This is a genomic window from Micromonospora sp. M61 (assembly GCF_018070245.1).
In the GTDB taxonomy this organism is placed as follows: Bacteria; Actinomycetota; Actinomycetes; order Mycobacteriales; family Micromonosporaceae; genus Micromonospora; species Micromonospora zamorensis.
This window is the reverse complement of the sequence record NZ_JAGPYA010000012.1, coordinates 1-17,508: the sequence shown is the minus strand read 5'-3', so window position 1 is coordinate 17,508 and position 17,508 is coordinate 1. Positions and strand designations below refer to the sequence as shown.

Here is a 17,508-nt window from a genome sequence, read left to right as displayed (position 1 = left end):
AGCTTGGGTTACAAAATGCGGGTCAGCCCGTGCATCGCGGCGAACTGCGTGTCCGGACGCGGTGCGGGCAGCCGCAGAAGGTCATCGGCGTCGCGGTCGCGCTGTTGGCTGCCCAGCACGATCCCGGCGCGTTCGAGTGTCGGGTGACCAACGAAGGGAACGAGCGCGTCGACTGGCAGATGCGGCGCTGCCACCAGGAGTTCCCGCAACTGTGGTGCCGCGGCGAGGCCCTGGAGGGCTGCCGGATGGCGGAGATGACGCATCCCGAGGCATTCGGCGCGCGTCAGCATGATGCTGGAGCTGAAGTCCGGAAGCCGGTCGACGGTGAGCGTTTCCAGCCACAGCCACTGCAATGCCGGCAGGTGTGTCACCGGGGTGAGGTCGTTGAGCTTTCGAACCTGGCGCAGTGCCAGGTAGCGGAGTGTGGGGAGATGGGTGAGCCATTCGCTGTTTGTCAACGAGCCGAGGGTCAGCGCCAGGGCCTGAAGGTGTGGCAGGGCGATGACGGGCAGGACGTGGTCGACGGGAAGCCGCCACAGCGACAGGTCCCGCAGACCCGGGTTGGCGTGCAGCAGTTCGGGAAGCCCACGCCGGTGCTCGGCGACCCTCAGCCGGCGAAGCCGACGAAATTGGGCAACAGGAGCGAGGTCGAGAGGCTTCCGGGTCTCGCCGATGTCAAGGAACTCCACCTCAGCGCTCAACTGATCCAACGGGGCCAGATCGGTCAGGTGCCACAGGCCCGCGACGCTGAACCGGCGAACATGTGGAAACCAGCGCAGGAACCGCAGCGTCGCCAAGTCGTCATCGAACCCGTAGACCCGAAGCGGAACCATCGGATGATCCCCCAGGAGCGCGGCCACCGACCGATACTCCGCCTCGGCGAGCGGCTCCTGGAACTGGACAACACCCGCATCCCCCAGCCGGGCGCGGAGCTGCGCAACATCGACCGGACTCCGCACCTCCACGACACTGCCCATCCCCAACATGATCCTCCACCGCCCACCGCCCACCGGCAGCCGGATCATGCAGGTGATCTGCGCCGCCGCGGTGCCAGTAGGGTCAGCCGGTGACCGCGTACGACATCGCCGCCAGATTGCCGACCATCGGACGGCTGCGGCAACGCTGTAAAGCGTTGGCCGTGCTGGAACGCATCATCGATGGTGGAGCACCGTACTACGCCTACACCTCAGCATGGGGTCCGGACGAGGCGGCGCTGATGAGCAACGGAAGTGGTGACGAGTGGGCGGTCGTGTTCACCGCCGACGGAGCGTTCATCCGGGTCTTTGACCATGAGTCGACCATCTCGCCCTACGGTGGCCCGGACCATGAGTTGTGGCCGGGTCTGCTTGACGGCATCCCCGCCGCGCTACGCCCGCAGGTGGGTGAACCCGCCTTCTGCGATGAGAACGGGCAGTTCATCGCGACCGCAGTGCTGTGGCGACTATCCGATGACGACCGTTGGCACGCTGGCGACGGCATCAGCTTTCCACCACTGCGCGGGCCGTACGACGACACCGGGCCGGACGGTTCCGGCATGCTCAAAATCATGCTCGACGACATCGTCGATCACTACATGGAGTTCGCCAGCGACTACTACGAGATTGAGCTGAACCGCGCCGCAGTCGAGCACATCGTCGCTCACCTGCCGCTCACCGACACCGTGATACAAGCCCTGAACCCGCAACTCACCCTCGCTGACCTGAGCAAGGACATCGCCGCGATCAGCTACCCGGCCCCCGCGCCGTAGCGGTAGGCGGAGCAAGCCGCTCGCCCCGCAAGCGCCAGGCTCAGCACGGCCATGGGCAGACGCTGTTCGACATGATCGTCGAGATCATCCAGGCCACGGCCCAGACGGCAGCGAGTCCAACGAAGGCAACATCCTCGAGTTGCTCTGAACCGTTCGGCCGGATGTGCCGAACCCTGACCTGTTGCCGCCAGACCCTGGCAGGATCCGCTCACTGGCTTCAGGCCTCCGTCGGCGGCTACTACATCTACTAGCAAATCGCGGCTACTAGATCAGTACATCCCTCACCGTCTGGATGAACTGTCGGGCCGGTGGCCGCCGAGCGCTCAGACGGCGAACCCCAGCGCCGTCGCCCAGCACCTCCGCGCAATCTGCGGGTTGACAGCTCGCTCGCCCCTTCTTTCCGGGGGCGGCCAGTGCGGTGGGTCGCGGTCCGACAAGATCGTGGGCGCATCCAACGCTCCTACCAGCCGTTGACAGAAGAAGAGCATCTGTCGCAAGCCGAGTGCGCCCGGTCCCGGCCCGACGGTGCATGGATGAGCTGGGAGACCAAGGGATGAGATGCCGCAAGGCGCATCAGGGCCACCTGGCGACGATGGTGGTGATGGGTGTGCTGTTCAGCGGATGCGCGAGGCAGGGCCACCCGGAGGCAGCAGACCCAAGAACGCCGGTCACGGACACCACGAGGGCTGTGGTGCCCTTAGCGCCGGAGATGCTGATCGGCTCCTGGACGCTCGTTGACGTTGCTGACCCCGGCGCGGGCAAGATCCTGCGCCTCGCAGACAGTGACCTGCACTTGATCGGCAGCCGCTGCGGCACCCTGGGCGGATCATGGCGGGCCAACGATGAAGGTGTCTTCCTCGCCGACATCTGGTCGGCTTCCACGGCCGTCGTCGAAGGCACGCCTGGCTGCGCCAAGGCTAGTCAAGAGACACCCGGGTGGCTGCGGAGCGTGACCGCCTACCAGTTCGACGGCGCGGGTATGCCAGTACTTCTCGACGGACGTGGGCAAGTGGTCGTCCAGCTGATCCCCGGCGCGACACCGACTCCCGAACCCGACAAGGCCGAATCCGTGCTGGAACCGCCGGTGGTCACCGACGAGGCTCGACGGGCCCTGGCGCCAGCCGTCGAACTACCGGCGACGCTCGTACCCGCAGACCAGCACCAGCCGATGGGCCGTTGGACGCCCAAGAGCGGACACAAGGGGGCCTACCTGGAGTTCACCACAGACGGTGAGTGGCACGCATCCGACGGCTGCAACGACCAGACCGGCCGATGGGTTACCTCTGCCGGCGGCACCCTGCTCGCCACCGCAAGACCAACCACGCTGGCGTTCTGCGCCGACAACGTACCGATCGACCAATGGCTCACAACGGCCAGACGAGCCGGTCTCGACGGCAATGTTCTCGTGCTTCTCAACGCCCACGGCCACGAGACAGGCCGGCTCTCCCCCACGAACTGAACGCCGTCAAGTAACAGCTTCTGACTCATCGACTTCGGCATCGACACCCGGGAGAACGCCGACGAGGACGGTGACAACCGACCGTCTTCTCGGATGCCGCGCCATACCAAGGCATACCAGGGTGTTGGGTATGAGCTCCGCCGGCGATGGTCCCTATCTGACGTTAAGGATCAGCAACGGCCTGCTCCTCGTGCGGGATGGTGTCGGCACTTGGCTAATCCATGGCGCTGCCGACGAGTTGGTCTACCCGGCCGCCGACCGGCCGGTGTGGCTGTTGCCACTGCTGGAGCACACCCCGAGCGACGTCAGTGCGGAGTTGGCTGACGTGTCGCTAGCCGACACGCCGCTTCCCGCCCTCGTGCGGTTCGCGCTCACCGCATGGGGAAAGCACTGGCCGACACTGGCACTCGATTGGTTGGACGCCGGCTGGCCGACCCGGGATCTGCGCGACGTACTGGCCGACATGAAGGACTCGCGCGAACTCTCCGAGCCGCTTCGCGACCGGGCACTTCGCCTCTGGAGCGCCTCGGCACCTGCCTGACGGCCTGACAAGCCCGAATCCCGGAGCCGCCTCGACCACCGCCGGACCTACACCGCACTGCACACACAATCCCTCGATGACGTTCGACTTCGGTGCGGCATGATGGGCGTTCATGGGCAACACCGATCCGTACGTGACCATCACGGAACCGACCTTCGTGGCACGGATCCTTCTCAATCCCCACACGGACACCGACGAGCCTCTAGCCAACGTGGATGCCTTCGTCGATCTTCCTGACGGCTCCAGTTGGGCCCTGACGATCTTCACCGTCGACGAGGTCCGCCGCCTGCTTGCGAGTTGGAAGAAGACCGGCGAAGTCGCGAACGGCAGTTACTTCTGGGCCGTTGACCAGCTGATCGTGCCGGAACCGGGCGTGTCGGCCATGACCAGAGCGATCCGAGAACTGGTTCGCAGCGGGGAGATAGAAAGCGTCGGTGTCCGATGCGGGGATCCGGACTGATGCCGCCCTGGGCGCACCCACGAGGGGTGATGGTTCGGAGGGTGCCAGGCACGGGTGGCGGCAAATCCGGATGCCGAGCGGGAGCTGTGCTCACGTCAGCGTGGTCGAGATGTCGATCGTGGTGAGGTGGCCTTTGCCGATGGCGTGTACCAGGGATCGACCGTCGGCAAGTAGCCGATCGATGCGTGCCGGCAGTCGCACGCAACCGAAGGTTTCCCCGGCCCGGTTCACCATGATGAGTTGGTTACCGGCGCGGGCGAAGAGTGCACCTCCGCAGACGGGGACACCCTCACTGGTAGCACCCGGCGGGAGGTGCGTCACCTCGGTACGGGCACTGCGGTCGAGATCGATGATCGTGACCCCGGCGTCTTCAGCCAGCCACAGCGTCCGACCGGTGAGGAGCAGGGGCAGCGATGGCAGGTCACGGTCGTGCCGCCACAGGATCTCCATGCCGCCACTGGCCGGATGCAGGGCCATGACGGTGCGCCTACCGCTGAGAAAGACGATACGGCCGTCTTCGCTGGCGCTGAAGGCGATGCCGGAATCGGGAAAGTGCACCGGCGCTGGCAGCGACCACTCACCCCTCGCAACGCCGGTCCGAGCGTCCAACAGCAACAGTGCCGCCTGTTTGGCAGTCGCGATGAGGACCGCGTCGGCCGTGCAGCCCGGCGTCGGGTCCAGTCGTACGGTCAGCGGCCAGGCCAAGCTGCTGTCCGATGCCGGTCCCGGGAACTGGCCCGGAAGAAGCTCGCCGTTGGTCAGATCCACCCGTATCAGCGGACGGTAGCCGCGCCACCCGCCCAGAAAAACGATGGATCCACTCACACTGATGTAGTGGCGCAGGCGCAGCTTCGGTGTCGACCACCTCCGCTGCCCGCTGTGCACGTCGAAGCAATGCAGGACACCAGCCTGACTCAGATAAAGACAGCGGTCCCCCGCGACGACGGTAGTGCCCCAGCAGTCCTCAACCTCCTGCTCCCATAACGGCGCCCCGCTCTGCGGGTCCAGTCGAACAAGACGCGAGTGCCGCTCCGCTACAACAAGGACACCGGACTCCGCCGCCAACGCCGCCGCGCTCGAACGCAGGTGTAGAAGCCGCGACCACAGCACCTTCAGCCGTTGATCCACGAGCCCAGTGTCGCGCACGATCCCGAGGATCTAGCGGCACGCCGTTATCGCCAGCGCCTGGCGAGCAGATCGTCGATGGGACCCCCGCTCATCGGCAAGGCCTGGTGTTCGCTGCACGGACTGCTCCTGACGAGCTGTGACACCCGATCGGCGGCAAACAGTGAACTTGAATGTCCTGCCTGCACCCGGGTCCGTGATTGCTGAAGACTTTTTGCGCCGAACTGCGTTAGAACCAGGTCCACGGTCGTACAAGTCGCCACAGGCGCCCACGCCAGCGCGCACGCCGAGGATGCAAGAAGACCTCAATGTCCTCCAGAGCGTTGCCGGCAGTCCCCCTGACGTGAGGCCTGGCGCGCACGTGGCGGAGTGCGGGTACTACCCGATCTTCGTCGAGTTGACCGTAGACCCTCGCGAGGTGCCCGAGGCAAGTGGCTGCAAGCGCCTGCACCTGGTGGTCATGGTGATCGAGCAGAGTTAGGTAGAGCTCCTGCGACGCCTTCCAGTCGCCGTCGCCGTACAACGCGCATCCGACCATTGCATCCGTAGCCCCGACGATGTCGTTGCGGTCGAGAGCCCTCCGCACATCGGCGGGCGTTGCCGACGGAGGGTTGTGAAAGGTGTGGTGCTCGTGGCTCATGGCCAACATCTTTGATCATCGCGGCCGCCGCGAACATCCGCTTATCGACAGATCCGTGCACCTCGAACTCATGGGACGAGCGGCGTCGGCCGGTCGTCTAGCTCACGGCGCCAAACCCGTGTCCAGCGTTCCTCGGCTGGGGAGGCACGCCAACGTGCGGCGGGGCCGTCCGGATGGACGCCACAGGTCGGGCATGCGAGGCCCGGGCGCCTTTCGATGCCGCATGCCAGGCAGTGCCTGTCGACGCTGATTCCGGCATCGTGGCGATCGAGGACCGCTTGGACGACCGTGGCGAGAGGTCCCGTCGGGTGGTGCTCAGGGTCGGGACAGTAGGCGATCCGGGACCAGCCCCACGAGTTCCAAGGTGGCGGCGTCCGTGGGAGTCGTCTGCCAGTGGCCTTCTCTCGACGCCGCAGAGCGGCGTACTCCTGCGCACGCTGAACGACCACGTCGCGTGTCCGCTGCAGTTCGTCAGCGGCACGCACGAGCGCGTCGAGATCGTCGGTGAGACTGCGTGGGATACCGGGCGGCGACGACCAGGTGGTGCCAGGTGGCGCGGAATCCGTACGGGGCACAGTGCAGAGCGCACTCCCGCAATGCGTAGAGCCTGCGCTGCGGCGAGAGCGTGCTGTCGCGGACGCGGCGCGCCTGCGCAGGGAAACTGGTCACGGAGCAATGATGGCGCTCTCTGTGGGACGGCACGACCACGTTTCGGTGCCCGGACGAACCACAACGCAGGACGAGACGGCTCTCACCGTGAAGCCTTGACCTGCGCACACTCCCCAGCCAGGCAACATAGAGAGTTGTCGACCGCTGTGCAAAACCGCAGAGCATTCCGCGGTGAAACAGGACGCCACACCCACTCTGACCTGCGAGAACGTGGAGCCGCAGGCAGGGGTGGGTGCAATTGAACGCCGTTCGATGCCATTGGGCGCACTTCAAAGCTGTTCAGGGCACCCCGCTGCTCCCAGCCTGCTCCCCCTAGACCGGGCTCGCGCCGGACCGCCGACCACTCCTGAGCTGCCGGCCCAGTGCTGCGGTTGGCGCTAGCGCTGGCTCCCGCAGCCGCATCGGTCGATCGGGGCAGCATGCCCACGATCACCGCGCCTTTCAGCGGCAGATCAGTGAACGTGATCTTGGTGCTTCGTAAGGCAAAGGATTCGGTGGTCAACCGAAACCGAATCCTGGTTAGCCACGCCAGGTGGACGGGGTCGTCTATCAGATACTGGTTGCATGCCCCCTCTGTCTTGCCTTGGCCGGAGTACGGGTGAAATGGTGAATCGACCCCGGACCCTCAGTCATTCCTGCGGTGTGGTTGGGAGAACCCATGTCCCGTCTGATCGGACGGCTAGTTTGCGCGCTGCTCATTGCGTTTCCGCTGCTGACGGCGGCGCCGGCGTGGGCGTCCGGGCCGAGGAGGCCGACAGCGGTCAACATCCACCCGGCGGGATGGATGTCGAGTTCTGCGTCGGACATCAACAGCCACGGTGAAGTGATCGTCACCGCGACGAACACGGTCAACGGAGAGATCCAACCGCCGCTCGGATTCCTCTGGCAGGCCGGGAAACACACGGTGCTGCGTCCGCTGCCCGGCGGCAACGGCAGCCTTCCGCGGGACGTCAACGAGCGCGGCGAGGTCGTCGGATTCTGTCAGTCCGCGGTCCACGCGGCACGCCCGTGCCTGTGGCGGCAGGGCCGGCCGCGGGACTTGGGCACGCTCGACGAACGAGGTACGGGCACCGCGTTGGCGGTGAACGACAAGGGCGAAGTCGTCGGTGACAATCAGACGTTCATCCGTGGTGGCCTGACCCGCGCCTTCCTTTGGCGGCGCGGCGTCCTGACCGATCTGGGAGGCGTCGGCGACCGCAGCGCCACCGGCATCAACAACCACAGCCAGGTGATCGGCGTGCACTACTCGTCCAACGGACAACGGGCGTTCCTGTGGCAGCGGGGCACTCTGACCGACCTGGGAACCCTCGGCGGCAACGAGACGGTGCCAGCCGACATCAACGAACGCGGGCAGATCGTTGGGACGAGCACCACGGCGGACGGCGTCCAGCACGCATTCCTCTGGCAGCGTGGCCGGATGATCGACCTTGGCACGCCGTCCGGCATCAGCGGGGCACTCGCGATCAACGACCATGGTCAGGTCGTCGGGTGGAGCAACTCGGCGGATGGGGCGGCCCGGGTCTTCCATTGGTACCAGGGTGTCCGCACCGAGTTTCCCGGGTATGACGCCCGCATCAACGAACGAGGCTGGATCGCTGGCACCACCGCAGGCGACCCACGACGAGCCTTCCTGTTGCGCAACCGCCGGATGGTCACCGGCGATCCGGCGGCCGCCGTGATGGCACTCAACAATCGGGGAATGCTGGCCGGGTGGACGAACACACCGGGCGGCAACCACGCGACCGTGTGGAAGTGATGACGGGGGCGACCGACAGGCGCCAGCACGCGCTGGTCTGCTGCAAGGGTGCCTGAACGGCGGTCAGCCGCCCTGGGGCGAGCGCGTACCCGCCGACGTCTCGGCGAGCGCATCCTCACACCCTCGCAGCGCGCACTGCCGGCGGCTAGTGTGCGCGCATCTTCGCCCCACGGGGAACGGTTTTCGGTCTGCAAGGATGCCTGCATGGACGAAAAGATCACGCCCATCCTGCACACTGCGGACGCTGAAGCCTCGGCGACCTGGTACGCGCGGCTCGGCTTCGCCAAGCAGTGGGAGCACCGCTTTGAGCCCAGCTTTCCGCTGTTCGTATGCGTCTCACGCGAGCCGATGCAGCTCTACCTGTCGGAGCACCGAGACGATGCCCGACCCGACACACTTCTGTACCTCCATGTCGGTGATGTTGAGGCGGTGGCCGCTTCCACGATCTGACTCAGGCCTCGCCATGCCTCCGAACCAATCCGGCACCCAGATCGCCGATCGCTGCCTTGCCAACCCTGGGGCCACCGGCATCTACCGAGTCACCATCATCGATGGCGAGGCATGCGACAGACGCTGGGCGACAATGGACGCTTGACGCCTTGCCGGGGACAGACGCCGGCCTGCTACTGGCGGCATCGCCTTGGTCGTCGCGCACACGCTAACCCGGCGCACTTTCGTCGACATCGGCGCGGCACCCGGCGAAGGTGGAATTCGTCGCTCGCTGGGCCGCCGCCCCCTGACTATGGCGGCACTGGCCATCTTCACGGCGCCCAGCGGGGCGGCCAGGGCACCGCAGATTGTCTGACTGTGGGGCAGGCTTTTGTCGGAGCCTCATGATGCTGCCGGAGCTTGCATCTGGACGGATGCGGTCGAACGATCGGGGCATCGGACTGCCCGGTCGCCGCCCGCGGGACTGCCCAACTAGAGCCGCTGCTCCCAATCTGCTCCCAATGTAAGCGGCGCATACGGCGAAGCCCGTTACCGATGACTCCGGTAACGGGCTTTTGACCTGCAAAAACCAAGGGTGGGCGATGCTGGTATCGAACCAGCGACCTCTTCGGTGTGAACGAAGCGCTCTCCCACTGAGCTAATCGCCCTCAGCGCCACTGACTCTACCCGATCGTGGAACCGGACCGGAAATCCGGGGTCAGTGCGTCGCGAGGTAGTGCATCGCCTCGGCCACCACGTCGATGCCGAGGCTGTACTTGAGGGACAGCCAGACCACGGCGCCCACGAAGACGAGGCCGACGGAGCCGAGCACGATTCGCACCGCCAGTGATTGTCGGGTCACCCACTGTGTCCATCCGTGGACATGTCGGCGGGTGAAGCCGAGCAGCCGGCGCGCCCAGTGGTATTCGACGGCCCAGATGCCCAGCCCGGCGATCACCAGCAGCCAGCCTGGACCGGGCAGGGGAATGAGAGCGATGCCGATGGTCACCACGAGCGCCCCGGCGATCGCGATGAAGATCTTGAGTGCGATCCGGCCGGTGGGGTTGGCCCGGATGAGATCGAGCGTCACCGTGATCCGCTCCCGCCAGCGGGGGCGGCGTGGCGGGTCCTGCACGGCGGTGCTGCCACCGCCGGGGCCAACAGCTGACCGGTCCGCGCCTCGGCCGCTCGGATGATCGGCACCGGACGCCGGCCGACCGGCCCGTTCGGGCTGCTCCATCGGCACTGCGTACCCCCGCTTTTCGGCTGCTCGGACCGCGACGTTCGGCGGGCCGGGCGCCGCCGACGGATCCATAGAGGATCTCTTCGTCACCATTTCACCCCCCAGTGTCGCTCGGGCCCGTCACTGCAACGGCCGACTGGACGTTACCGGAGTAAGTCGACGACTGAACCACCCGATGCCGGGCGGGATCACGCACTGGGCAGAACCGGAAATTCTACGCGAATCCTCGTATTCACGCGGCCTTTCCGTCCCCCTTCCCACCACTGGGTGAAGTCAGCGTATGGCGGAGCGTAGCCAGGAGTAGCACCTGAGTATGGGAAAAGCGGGACACGCGCGTTCCGCAGCGGTGCCGGGGGGAGAACGTCCATGAGTGTCATCCGACCGACGACCGTAGAGGTCGAGACGTCGCTAAGGCTCGTCGCACCTGACGCCACCGCCTTGCCGGTGCGTGCCAGTCTGCGTTACGACCCTGCTGACCCGTATGCGGTCCATGTCCTGTTCCACGCCGAATCTGCCGGCGGCGAGGCGGTGAGCTGGTCCTTTGCCCGCGAACTGCTGGTCACCGGCCTGGACGAGCCAGCCGGCATCGGGGATGTGCGGGTCTGGCCCTGGGCCACACCGCGCGGTGACTTCGTCGCGCTGGCCCTCTCGTCACCGGACGGCAACGCCCTCTTCGAGGTGCCGCGCAGCGTCCTGGTGCGTTTCCTTCGACGGACGTACGTCGTCGTCCCGCGCGGCCGTGAGGCCGAGCACCTGGACGTCGACACGGCGGTGAACCGGCTGCTCGCCGGTCGCTGAGCACCGCCCGAACGGGCAACACCGGCCACACCGGGGCCGCGCGGATCTGCCGAGTCCGCGCGGCCCCGGCACACACCCGAAGGTGTACGCGGGCAGCCCGACCCGGGTCAGCCGGTGTCAGCCGTGCGTGGTGATGCCGCCGTCGACGGGGATGACCGCGCCGGTGAGGTACGCGCCGGCGCGCGACGACAGGTAGATGGCGGTGCCGGCCATGTCCTCGGGGCGGCCGATGCGGCCCAGCGGCACCTGCTGCTCGATGGCGGCCCGGCTCTCCGGGTCGTCGAGTGCGAACGCCATCATCTTGCTCTCGAACGGGCCGGGCGCGATTGCGTTGACGGTGATCTGCTCGCTGGCCAGTTGGTGGGCCAGGCTGCGGGTGAGCATGTGCACTGCGGCCTTCGTGGCCGAGTACGCGTACACCTCCATCCACGGCACCCGGATGCCGTCGATCGACCCGATGTTGATCACGCGGGCCGGGTCGTCGGCGCTGGCGGCGGCGCGTAGCGCCGGCAGCAGCGCGGTGGTGAGCCGGAAGACGGCCTTGACGTTGACCGCCCAGAGCTTGTCGAACGCCGCCTCCGGGTAGCCCTCCAGCGGCGCGCCCCAGGTGGCGCCGGCGTTGTTGACCAGCACGTCGAGGCGACCGAAGCGCTCGCGTACGGCGGCGGCCAGCGCCTCGGCGCCGCTGTCGTCGCCCAGGTCGGCGGGGATGGCCTCGCAGCGGCCCTCGGCGGAGAGTTCCTTGGCGACCGCCTCACAGACGTCCGCCTTGCGGGACGAGATGATCACATGGGCGCCGGCCCGGACGAACCCCTGGGCGATCATCAGACCGATCCCCCGCGAACCACCAGTGACCAGGACCGTCTTGCCTTCGACCGAGAACAGCTGCGTCATGCCCATCCCATCGCGAGTCGGCGGAGGCCGCCGACCGGGTAGGCGGCCGGCGGTGCGCCGGGCGGACCGCGGACCGGACGGCGCTACCGCCGGGTAACGTAGCCCGGCCACGACGATCGCGACAAGCCCGCATCGACGCGCCAACTTCGCTGCGCGCGTCGATCGGGATGCGGTGACCTGCGGTTCGGGCTACCGTCGCAGGCGATGGTCTCCACCGGTCCCTCCCCCGCGCCACCGATCGGAACGGCGTCACCCGTCCCCGACGAGATAGCCACGTTCGCGTTGGCCGACCTCTCCCCTGACCCGCGCTGGCGTCGGCCCGTGATCGTCGAGCGGGAGCTGCTGATCCTCACCACGCGTGGGCACGGCGACGCCGAACCCGACTTCCACCCGTTGCCCTGTCGGCCCGGCACGCTGCTGCGGGTCCGCGCCGGCCAGGTGCTTCGCTGCTCCGGTCCGCAGTTCGACGCGACAGTGGTCGCCTGGGACCCGGAGGCGCTGCGCGGCTTCGACGTCGACCTGGACACACCGGTGACCTGGCGGCAGTTGGCCGGCGAGGACGAGGACGCGGTGATCACCGAGGTGAGCCAACTGGTGGTGGACTGCCAGCGGCACCCCGACACCGTCGCCGCCCGCGCGCTGCTCCGCCACCAACTGGCCGTACTGCTGCTGCGGCTGGCCCTGGGCAGTGCCGACCGGTCGACGCCCCGCCCCGAGGACGAGACGTTCCACCGGTTCTGTCGGGAGGTGGAGCACAGCTACGCGCACACCCGCCGGGTGGAGGATTACGCGGCCGAGCTCCGCTGCTCGGTGCGGACCCTGACCCGGGCCTGCCTGGCCGTCACCGGTCGCAGCGCCAAGCAGGTCATCGACGAGCGCGTCGCGTTGCAGGCCGGCCGACTCCTCGCCGCGACCGACCAGCCGATCGCCCAGATCGGCCGGCACCTCGGCTTCTCCGAGCCCACGAACTTCGGTCGCTTCTTCACCCGGGAGGTCGGCGTCAGCCCCGGTGCGTTCCGGGCCGCGCGCGACCAACCGGCCGCCCGGGTGATCCGGCCCCGGCCGCCGACCGAGCCGACGGGCGCCAACGGCGGCGGTTTCCGCGCCGGCGGATCCGCCAACGGTTCTCACACCACGCGACCCGGGTCGCCCACCACACCGGCCAACGGCACCGGGCGGGCATGATGACACTGTGCAGATCTCCGCGCGCGGCGACTACGCGGTACGGGCAGCGCTGAGCCTCGCCACCGCGTACCCTTCGCTGCTGTCCACCCAGGCCATCGCCGCCGAGCAGGACATGCCTCGCAAGTTCCTGGAGGCGGTCCTGGCGGATCTGCGCCGGGCCGGCATCGTGCGCGCCCAGCGCGGCGCCGAGGGCGGCTACACGCTGGCCCGACCGCCGCGCGAGGTGACCGTCGGCGCGGTGCTGCGGGCCGTCGAGGGCCCGCTCGCCGGCGTACGCGGGCTGCGCCCCGAGGAGACCCGGTACGAGGGTTCGGCGGAAAACCTGCCCGGCCTGTGGGTGGCGGTGCGCGCCGCCGTGCGGCGGGTCGTCGACGAGGTGAGCCTCGCCGAGATCGTCAGCGGTCGGCTGCCCGCCCACGTCCGCAAGCTCACCGCGTTGCCCGACGCCTGGGAGCCGCGCTGACGCCAGGCGTCGGCCCTGTCCTCAGCGGCCGAAGAGCTTGTGCAGCCAGGCGAGCTGTTCGAGCTGGTGGTGCGCCTCGCCACCTTCGTGGTCGTTGAACTCGTACACGCGCACCTCCTTGTCACCGCCGTAGCGGTGGTAGGCGGCGAAGCAGGTCGAGGGCGGGCAGATCTGGTCCATCATCGCGATGGAGAACAGCGCGGGCGCTGTCGCGCCGGGTGCGAGCACGGCGGCGTCGACGTACGACAACGTACGGAAAACCTGGCTGCTCTGACCCCGGTGAAGCGCGAGATATTCGGCGACCTCGCCGTAGGGACCCTGACCGGCGACCTGGACGGCGCGCGGGAAGTCACACAGGAAGGGCACGTCGGGCATGGCGGCCGCCACCTCCGGGAACAGCGCGGCCACCGCCAGCGTGAGGCCACCGCCCTGGCTGATGCCCGTGACGACGACCCGGTCGGGGTCGACGGCGGGATGCTCCCGGGCAGCCTGGGCGAACCGGACCGCGTCGGTGATCAGCCTGCGGTAGTAGAAGTCCTCCGGGCTGGTGACCCCCCGGGTGAGGAAACCCGGAACGGTGCCCGCCGGATAGCGGTGCGGGTCGGCGGTGTCGCCGGGCGCGGCACTCCAGCCCTGACCCCGGGTGTCCATGATGAGGTGCGCGAAGCCCGCCGAGGCCCAGAACAGTTTCTCGTGCGGCAGGCCACGACCACGGCCGTACCCGAGATACTCGACCACGCAGGGCAACGGCCCGGCGGCATTCGTCGGCAGGTGCAGCCAGCCGTGCACCGGTTCGCCGCCGTAGCCGGCGACGGTGACCGACCAGGTGCGGATCTGGGTGAGACCGGTGTCGACGGGCTCGTACGTCGCCTCCACCGGTTCGTCGACGCGAAGTGTCCGCTCCCAGAAGGCGTCCAGGTCCTCCGGAACAGCCAGATCGGGTCGGTACGCCCAGCATTCGGCGAGAGTGAGATCGCTCAAAGCCACAGCTTGGCCTCCGTGACAGCAGGGTTGGCGGTCGCCATCGCCGACGCGAACCAGCCGGTGATGGTGCTGGGGTGGGTGATCGCGGTGCCCACCACCACCGCCCACGCCCCGGCCCGCAGCGCCTGCGCCGCCTGGGCCGGGGTGTGGATCCGACCCTCCGCGATCACCGGCACGTCGATCGCGGTGGCGAGCTGAGCAACCAGGTCCAGGTCAGGGCCGGGCTGCTTGCTGGTGTACGCGGTGTAGCCGGAAAGGGTGGTGCCGACCAGGTCGGCTCCCGCCGCCGCGGCGGCGATGCCCTCGCCGAGGGTGGAGCAGTCGGCCATCACCAGAGCCCCGGTCAGTTCGTGGACGGCGGCGATGGTGTCAGCGAGGGTTCGGCCGTCGGGCCGGGGCCGCGCGGTGCCGTCGAGCGCGACGACGTGCGCGCCCGCCCGTGCCACGGCCAGCGCGTGCTCCAGCGTGGGGGTGATGAAGACGTCGTCGTCGCCGTCCTTCCACAGCCCGATGAGCGGGAGGTCGACGGCCTCCCGGATGGCCGCGATGTCCGCCACACCCTGGGCGCGAATGCCGGCGGCACCGCCCTTGGCGGCGGCGAGGGCGACCCGGCGCATCGTGTCCGGGGTGCGCATCGGCTCACCGGGGTACGCCTGGCAGGAGACGACGAGGCGGTGACGGAGATGCGCGATCAGCTTGTTCATTCGGTGCCCTCCCAGGCGAGTGACGCGGCGCCGAGCAGTGGGGCGTCCGATCCGAGGGTCGAGGCCAGCACGGGCACGTCGACCAGGCTGGGCAACGTCTCCCGCCGCACGGCGTCCCGAAGTGCCTGCCACCAAAGGTCACCGAGGCCGGCGACCCCGCCGCCGATGACGACGGCAGCGGGATCGAGCATGTTGACCAGTCCGCCGACAGCCGAGCCCACGGCAGCCCCGCCCAGCAGGACCACCTCCCGGGCCGTCGCGTCGCCGTCCGCTGCGCGCGCGGCCACCGACCGCAGGTCGTCGACCGGTTGGCCGGTACGCCGCGCGTACTCCTGGGCGAGGCCGGGCCCGGACGCGATCGCCTCCAGGTGTCCCTGCCCGCCGCAGGTGCAGGGCAACTGCCCGGCGTACGGCGACGGCTGGTGGCCTGCGTGCCCGGCCGCGGAGTGGGCGCCGGCCAGCACGGTGCCGTCAACGACGAACGAGGCACCGATGCCGGTGCCGACCGCGAGAAAGAGCGTCGTCTGGTGGCCGGCGGCCACCCCGTGGCGCGTCTCGCCGAGGGCGTGCGCGTGCACGTCGTTGATCACCGCGACGGGCAGGTCCAGCAGCTCGCGCAGTCGTCGTCGCAGATCCGTGCCGGCCCAACCGGCCAGGGCGTCGGTGGCCGAGAGCACCAGGCCCGTTCGGTGGTCGATCACTCCGGCACTACCGACTCCGACGGCACGGACGCGTGTCCCCGTCGCCCTCGCCCGCAACCGATCGACGAGATCGGCCGCGGTGTCGAGGATGGCGGTCGCCCCGGCCCGACCAGGGGTGGGGGCCGTGGCCCGGTGGACGACCTCGCCCTGCCTCGTGACGAGGGCGGCAGCCGTCTTGGTGCCCCCGATGTCGAGCGCGGCTACCGCCTCGTCGACGACCGGGGGCTTGCGCACCTTGGACATGGCTAGAGCAGCCCCGCCAGTTCCAGCTGGGCACGAACCCGCGCCGCTTCGTCGGCGTCGAGCGGCCGCATCGGAAGTGACACGTTGTTGCTGTCGATGACGCCGAGCAGGGCCAGGGCGGTCTTGAACGCGCCCACGCCCCGGGTCGCCCCCGCCGCCGTCGCCGGGTCGGCCGCGTCGACGATCCGGAACAACCGGGTCAGTCGGTCCTGCTCCACGCGGGCGGTGTCCCAGTCGCCGTTCACGCAAGCCCGGTGCAGTCGCACGTAGCCCGCCGGGTCCACGTTGGCCAGGCCGGGGACCGAGCCGGAGGCGCCCGCGAGCATCATCGCGTCGACCACCACCTCGTGCCCGGTCAACAGGCTGAACCCGGCGTCTGGCGCGCGTTCCGTGATCGCCAGCACCAGCTGACGGAAGGCGACGTCGTCGCCGCTGGAGTCCTTGACGCCCGCGAGGACGCCTTCCACCGCCAGCTGGCTCAGCAGACCCGGGGAGAGCTTGGTGTGCACGCAGACGGGGATGTCGTACGCCAGCAGGGGAAGCTCGACCGACGCGGCGAGCGACCGGAAGTGACGCTCGACCTCGTACGGGCCGACGATGGCGTAGAAGGGTGCAGTGGCCACCAGGCCGTCGACGCCCAGGCGCGTCGACGCGTCGGCCCGGTCGAGGACCCGGCGCGTGGTGGGCTCGATGCAGCCGGCGATGACCGGTACGGCGCCCGCGACGGTCTTCACGACGACCTCGAGAGCCTGGTCCCGCTGGCTGTCGGTGAGGAAGACGGTCTCGCCGGAGCTGCCGAGGGCGAAGATGCCGTCGACGCCTGCGCTGAGCATCCGCTCGATGAGCCGCTCCAGGGAGGCGACGTCGACCGCACCCTCCTCGGTCAAAGGGGTGACGACCGGCGGCACGACTCCGGCGAACCGCGGGGCAGGGGTGGTCACGCTGTCTCCTCGAGATGTAGGGGGGTGGTGCGGCCGGTCGCTGCTCTGGCGAGCTCGACCAGCTCCGTGTTGCTGGATCCAGCGGGTACGGGGTGGTAACACCGGAACTCGTGGGAGCCGGCGCCGCCGTCGCCCGACCGGACCGGGGGCATCTCGATGGCGCAGCCGTCGGTCGCCTTCCAGCACCGGGTGCGAAACGGGCATCCGGTCGGCGGCTTCGTGGCGAGCGGGACGGGGCCGACGAGCGGGATGGGATCCAGGGGCGAGAGCAGACCCGGCGTGGCCGAGAAGAGCGCCCGCGTGTACGGGTGCTGCGCGACCTCGGGAAGCCCGGCGGCGGGTGTCTGCTCCACGATCCGGCCGAGGTACATGGTGACCACGCGGTCACTGATCCGTTTGACCGTCTGGATGTCGTGCGAGACGAAGACCATGGCCAGGTTCAGCCGCTCCTTGAGGTCCAGGAGCAGGTTGAGGATCTGCGCCCGCACCGACACGTCGAGGGCGCTGGTGGGCTCGTCGGCGATGA

18 protein-coding genes and 1 tRNA gene are annotated in these 17,508 nt (G+C 68.7%); 9 read left to right on the top strand and 10 right to left on the bottom strand.

From position 1 onward, the window contains the following. Window positions 1-8: 8 nt before the first annotated feature. Window positions 9-977 carry a hypothetical protein gene (locus KBX34_RS09235; protein WP_210793318.1) on the bottom strand — a complete coding sequence of 323 codons (969 nt, stop codon included), beginning with the start codon at window positions 975-977 and terminating at the stop codon, window positions 9-11. 89 nt (window positions 978-1,066) lie between these two features. On the opposite strand from KBX34_RS09235, the gene KBX34_RS09230 reads away from it, so the two are divergent. The 4 genes from KBX34_RS09230 (at window position 1,067) to KBX34_RS09215 (ending at window position 4,207) form a co-directional block, all read left to right on the top strand. Further along, window positions 1,067-1,747 (top strand): hypothetical protein, encoded by a 681-nt coding sequence (locus KBX34_RS09230; RefSeq protein ID WP_210793317.1) that lies wholly within the window; start codon window positions 1,067-1,069, stop codon window positions 1,745-1,747. Between the two features lie 601 nt (window positions 1,748-2,348). After that, window positions 2,349-3,206: an META domain-containing protein gene (locus KBX34_RS09225; protein WP_210793316.1), complete on the top strand. Its 858-nt coding sequence runs from the start codon at window positions 2,349-2,351 to the stop codon at window positions 3,204-3,206. A gap of 130 nt (window positions 3,207-3,336) precedes the next feature. Then, window positions 3,337-3,747, top strand: coding sequence for a hypothetical protein (locus KBX34_RS09220; RefSeq protein ID WP_210924436.1), 411 nt, complete (start codon window positions 3,337-3,339; stop codon window positions 3,745-3,747). A gap of 112 nt (window positions 3,748-3,859) precedes the next feature. Beyond that, window positions 3,860-4,207, top strand: a complete 348-nt coding sequence (locus tag KBX34_RS09215; protein ID WP_210924433.1) for a hypothetical protein — start codon at window positions 3,860-3,862, stop codon at window positions 4,205-4,207. 90 nt (window positions 4,208-4,297) lie between these two features. Here KBX34_RS09215 and KBX34_RS09210 read toward each other — a convergent pair whose 3' ends face one another. Next, on the bottom strand, window positions 4,298-5,335 hold the full coding sequence (locus tag KBX34_RS09210) for a PQQ-binding-like beta-propeller repeat protein (protein ID WP_210924432.1): 1,038 nt from the start codon (window positions 5,333-5,335) through the stop codon (window positions 4,298-4,300). A 1,964-nt stretch (window positions 5,336-7,299) separates the two neighbouring features. Between KBX34_RS09210 and KBX34_RS09205 the strand changes: the two genes are divergently transcribed. Both KBX34_RS09205 and KBX34_RS09200 read left to right on the top strand, forming a co-directional pair. Further along, window positions 7,300-8,397, top strand: coding sequence for a hypothetical protein (locus tag KBX34_RS09205; protein WP_210793312.1), 1,098 nt, complete (start codon window positions 7,300-7,302; stop codon window positions 8,395-8,397). 204 nt (window positions 8,398-8,601) lie between these two features. Further along, window positions 8,602-8,847, top strand: coding sequence for a glyoxalase superfamily protein (locus KBX34_RS09200; RefSeq protein WP_210793311.1), 246 nt, complete (start codon window positions 8,602-8,604; stop codon window positions 8,845-8,847). A 575-nt stretch (window positions 8,848-9,422) separates the two neighbouring features. On the opposite strand, the gene KBX34_RS09195 is transcribed toward KBX34_RS09200, so the two are convergent. Both KBX34_RS09195 and KBX34_RS09190 read right to left on the bottom strand, forming a co-directional pair. Next, window positions 9,423-9,494: transfer RNA gene (locus KBX34_RS09195), tRNA-Val, on the bottom strand. Window positions 9,495-9,544: 50 nt separating this feature from the next. Next, window positions 9,545-10,162: a TIGR02611 family protein gene (locus KBX34_RS09190; RefSeq protein ID WP_247667739.1), complete on the bottom strand. Its 618-nt coding sequence runs from the start codon at window positions 10,160-10,162 to the stop codon at window positions 9,545-9,547. Between the two features lie 273 nt (window positions 10,163-10,435). On the opposite strand from KBX34_RS09190, the gene KBX34_RS09185 reads away from it, so the two are divergent. Next, window positions 10,436-10,867, top strand: a complete 432-nt coding sequence (locus KBX34_RS09185; RefSeq protein WP_007457244.1) for an SsgA family sporulation/cell division regulator — start codon at window positions 10,436-10,438, stop codon at window positions 10,865-10,867. A gap of 117 nt (window positions 10,868-10,984) precedes the next feature. On the opposite strand, the gene KBX34_RS09180 is transcribed toward KBX34_RS09185, so the two are convergent. Further along, window positions 10,985-11,761, bottom strand: a complete 777-nt coding sequence (locus tag KBX34_RS09180) for a glucose 1-dehydrogenase (RefSeq protein ID WP_099857187.1) — start codon at window positions 11,759-11,761, stop codon at window positions 10,985-10,987. A 204-nt stretch (window positions 11,762-11,965) separates the two neighbouring features. Between KBX34_RS09180 and KBX34_RS09175 the strand changes: the two genes are divergently transcribed. Together KBX34_RS09175 and KBX34_RS09170 are read left to right on the top strand one after the other, a co-directional pair. Beyond that, window positions 11,966-12,946, top strand: coding sequence for an AraC family transcriptional regulator (locus KBX34_RS09175; protein WP_210924431.1), 981 nt, complete (start codon window positions 11,966-11,968; stop codon window positions 12,944-12,946). A 7-nt stretch (window positions 12,947-12,953) separates the two neighbouring features. Beyond that, window positions 12,954-13,409 carry an Rrf2 family transcriptional regulator gene (locus KBX34_RS09170; RefSeq protein WP_030333674.1) on the top strand — a complete coding sequence of 152 codons (456 nt, stop codon included), beginning with the start codon at window positions 12,954-12,956 and terminating at the stop codon, window positions 13,407-13,409. Between the two features lie 21 nt (window positions 13,410-13,430). Here KBX34_RS09170 and KBX34_RS09165 read toward each other — a convergent pair whose 3' ends face one another. The 5 genes from KBX34_RS09165 to KBX34_RS09145 form a co-directional block, all read right to left on the bottom strand. Continuing rightward, a complete protein-coding gene (locus KBX34_RS09165) occupies window positions 13,431-14,396 on the bottom strand; it encodes an acetylxylan esterase (RefSeq protein WP_210924428.1) in 966 nt (321 codons plus the stop codon). Then, entirely contained in the window at window positions 14,387-15,097 is a 711-nt protein-coding gene (locus KBX34_RS09160) for an N-acetylmannosamine-6-phosphate 2-epimerase (RefSeq protein WP_210924426.1), read from the bottom strand. Before KBX34_RS09160 ends, KBX34_RS09165 begins: the two co-directional genes overlap by 10 nt. Beyond that, window positions 15,094-16,041 carry an ROK family protein gene (locus tag KBX34_RS09155; RefSeq protein ID WP_088946965.1) on the bottom strand — a complete coding sequence of 316 codons (948 nt, stop codon included), beginning with the start codon at window positions 16,039-16,041 and terminating at the stop codon, window positions 15,094-15,096. The genes KBX34_RS09160 and KBX34_RS09155 overlap by 4 nt, the downstream gene beginning before the upstream one ends. Before the next feature lie 2 nt (window positions 16,042-16,043). Further along, window positions 16,044-16,982, bottom strand: a complete 939-nt coding sequence (locus tag KBX34_RS09150) for a dihydrodipicolinate synthase family protein (protein WP_210924424.1) — start codon at window positions 16,980-16,982, stop codon at window positions 16,044-16,046. Further along, a partial coding sequence (locus KBX34_RS09145; protein ID WP_210924422.1) for an ABC transporter ATP-binding protein occupies window positions 16,979-17,508 on the bottom strand: 530 nt, incomplete at its 5' end. The genes KBX34_RS09145 and KBX34_RS09150, both read right to left, overlap by 4 nt.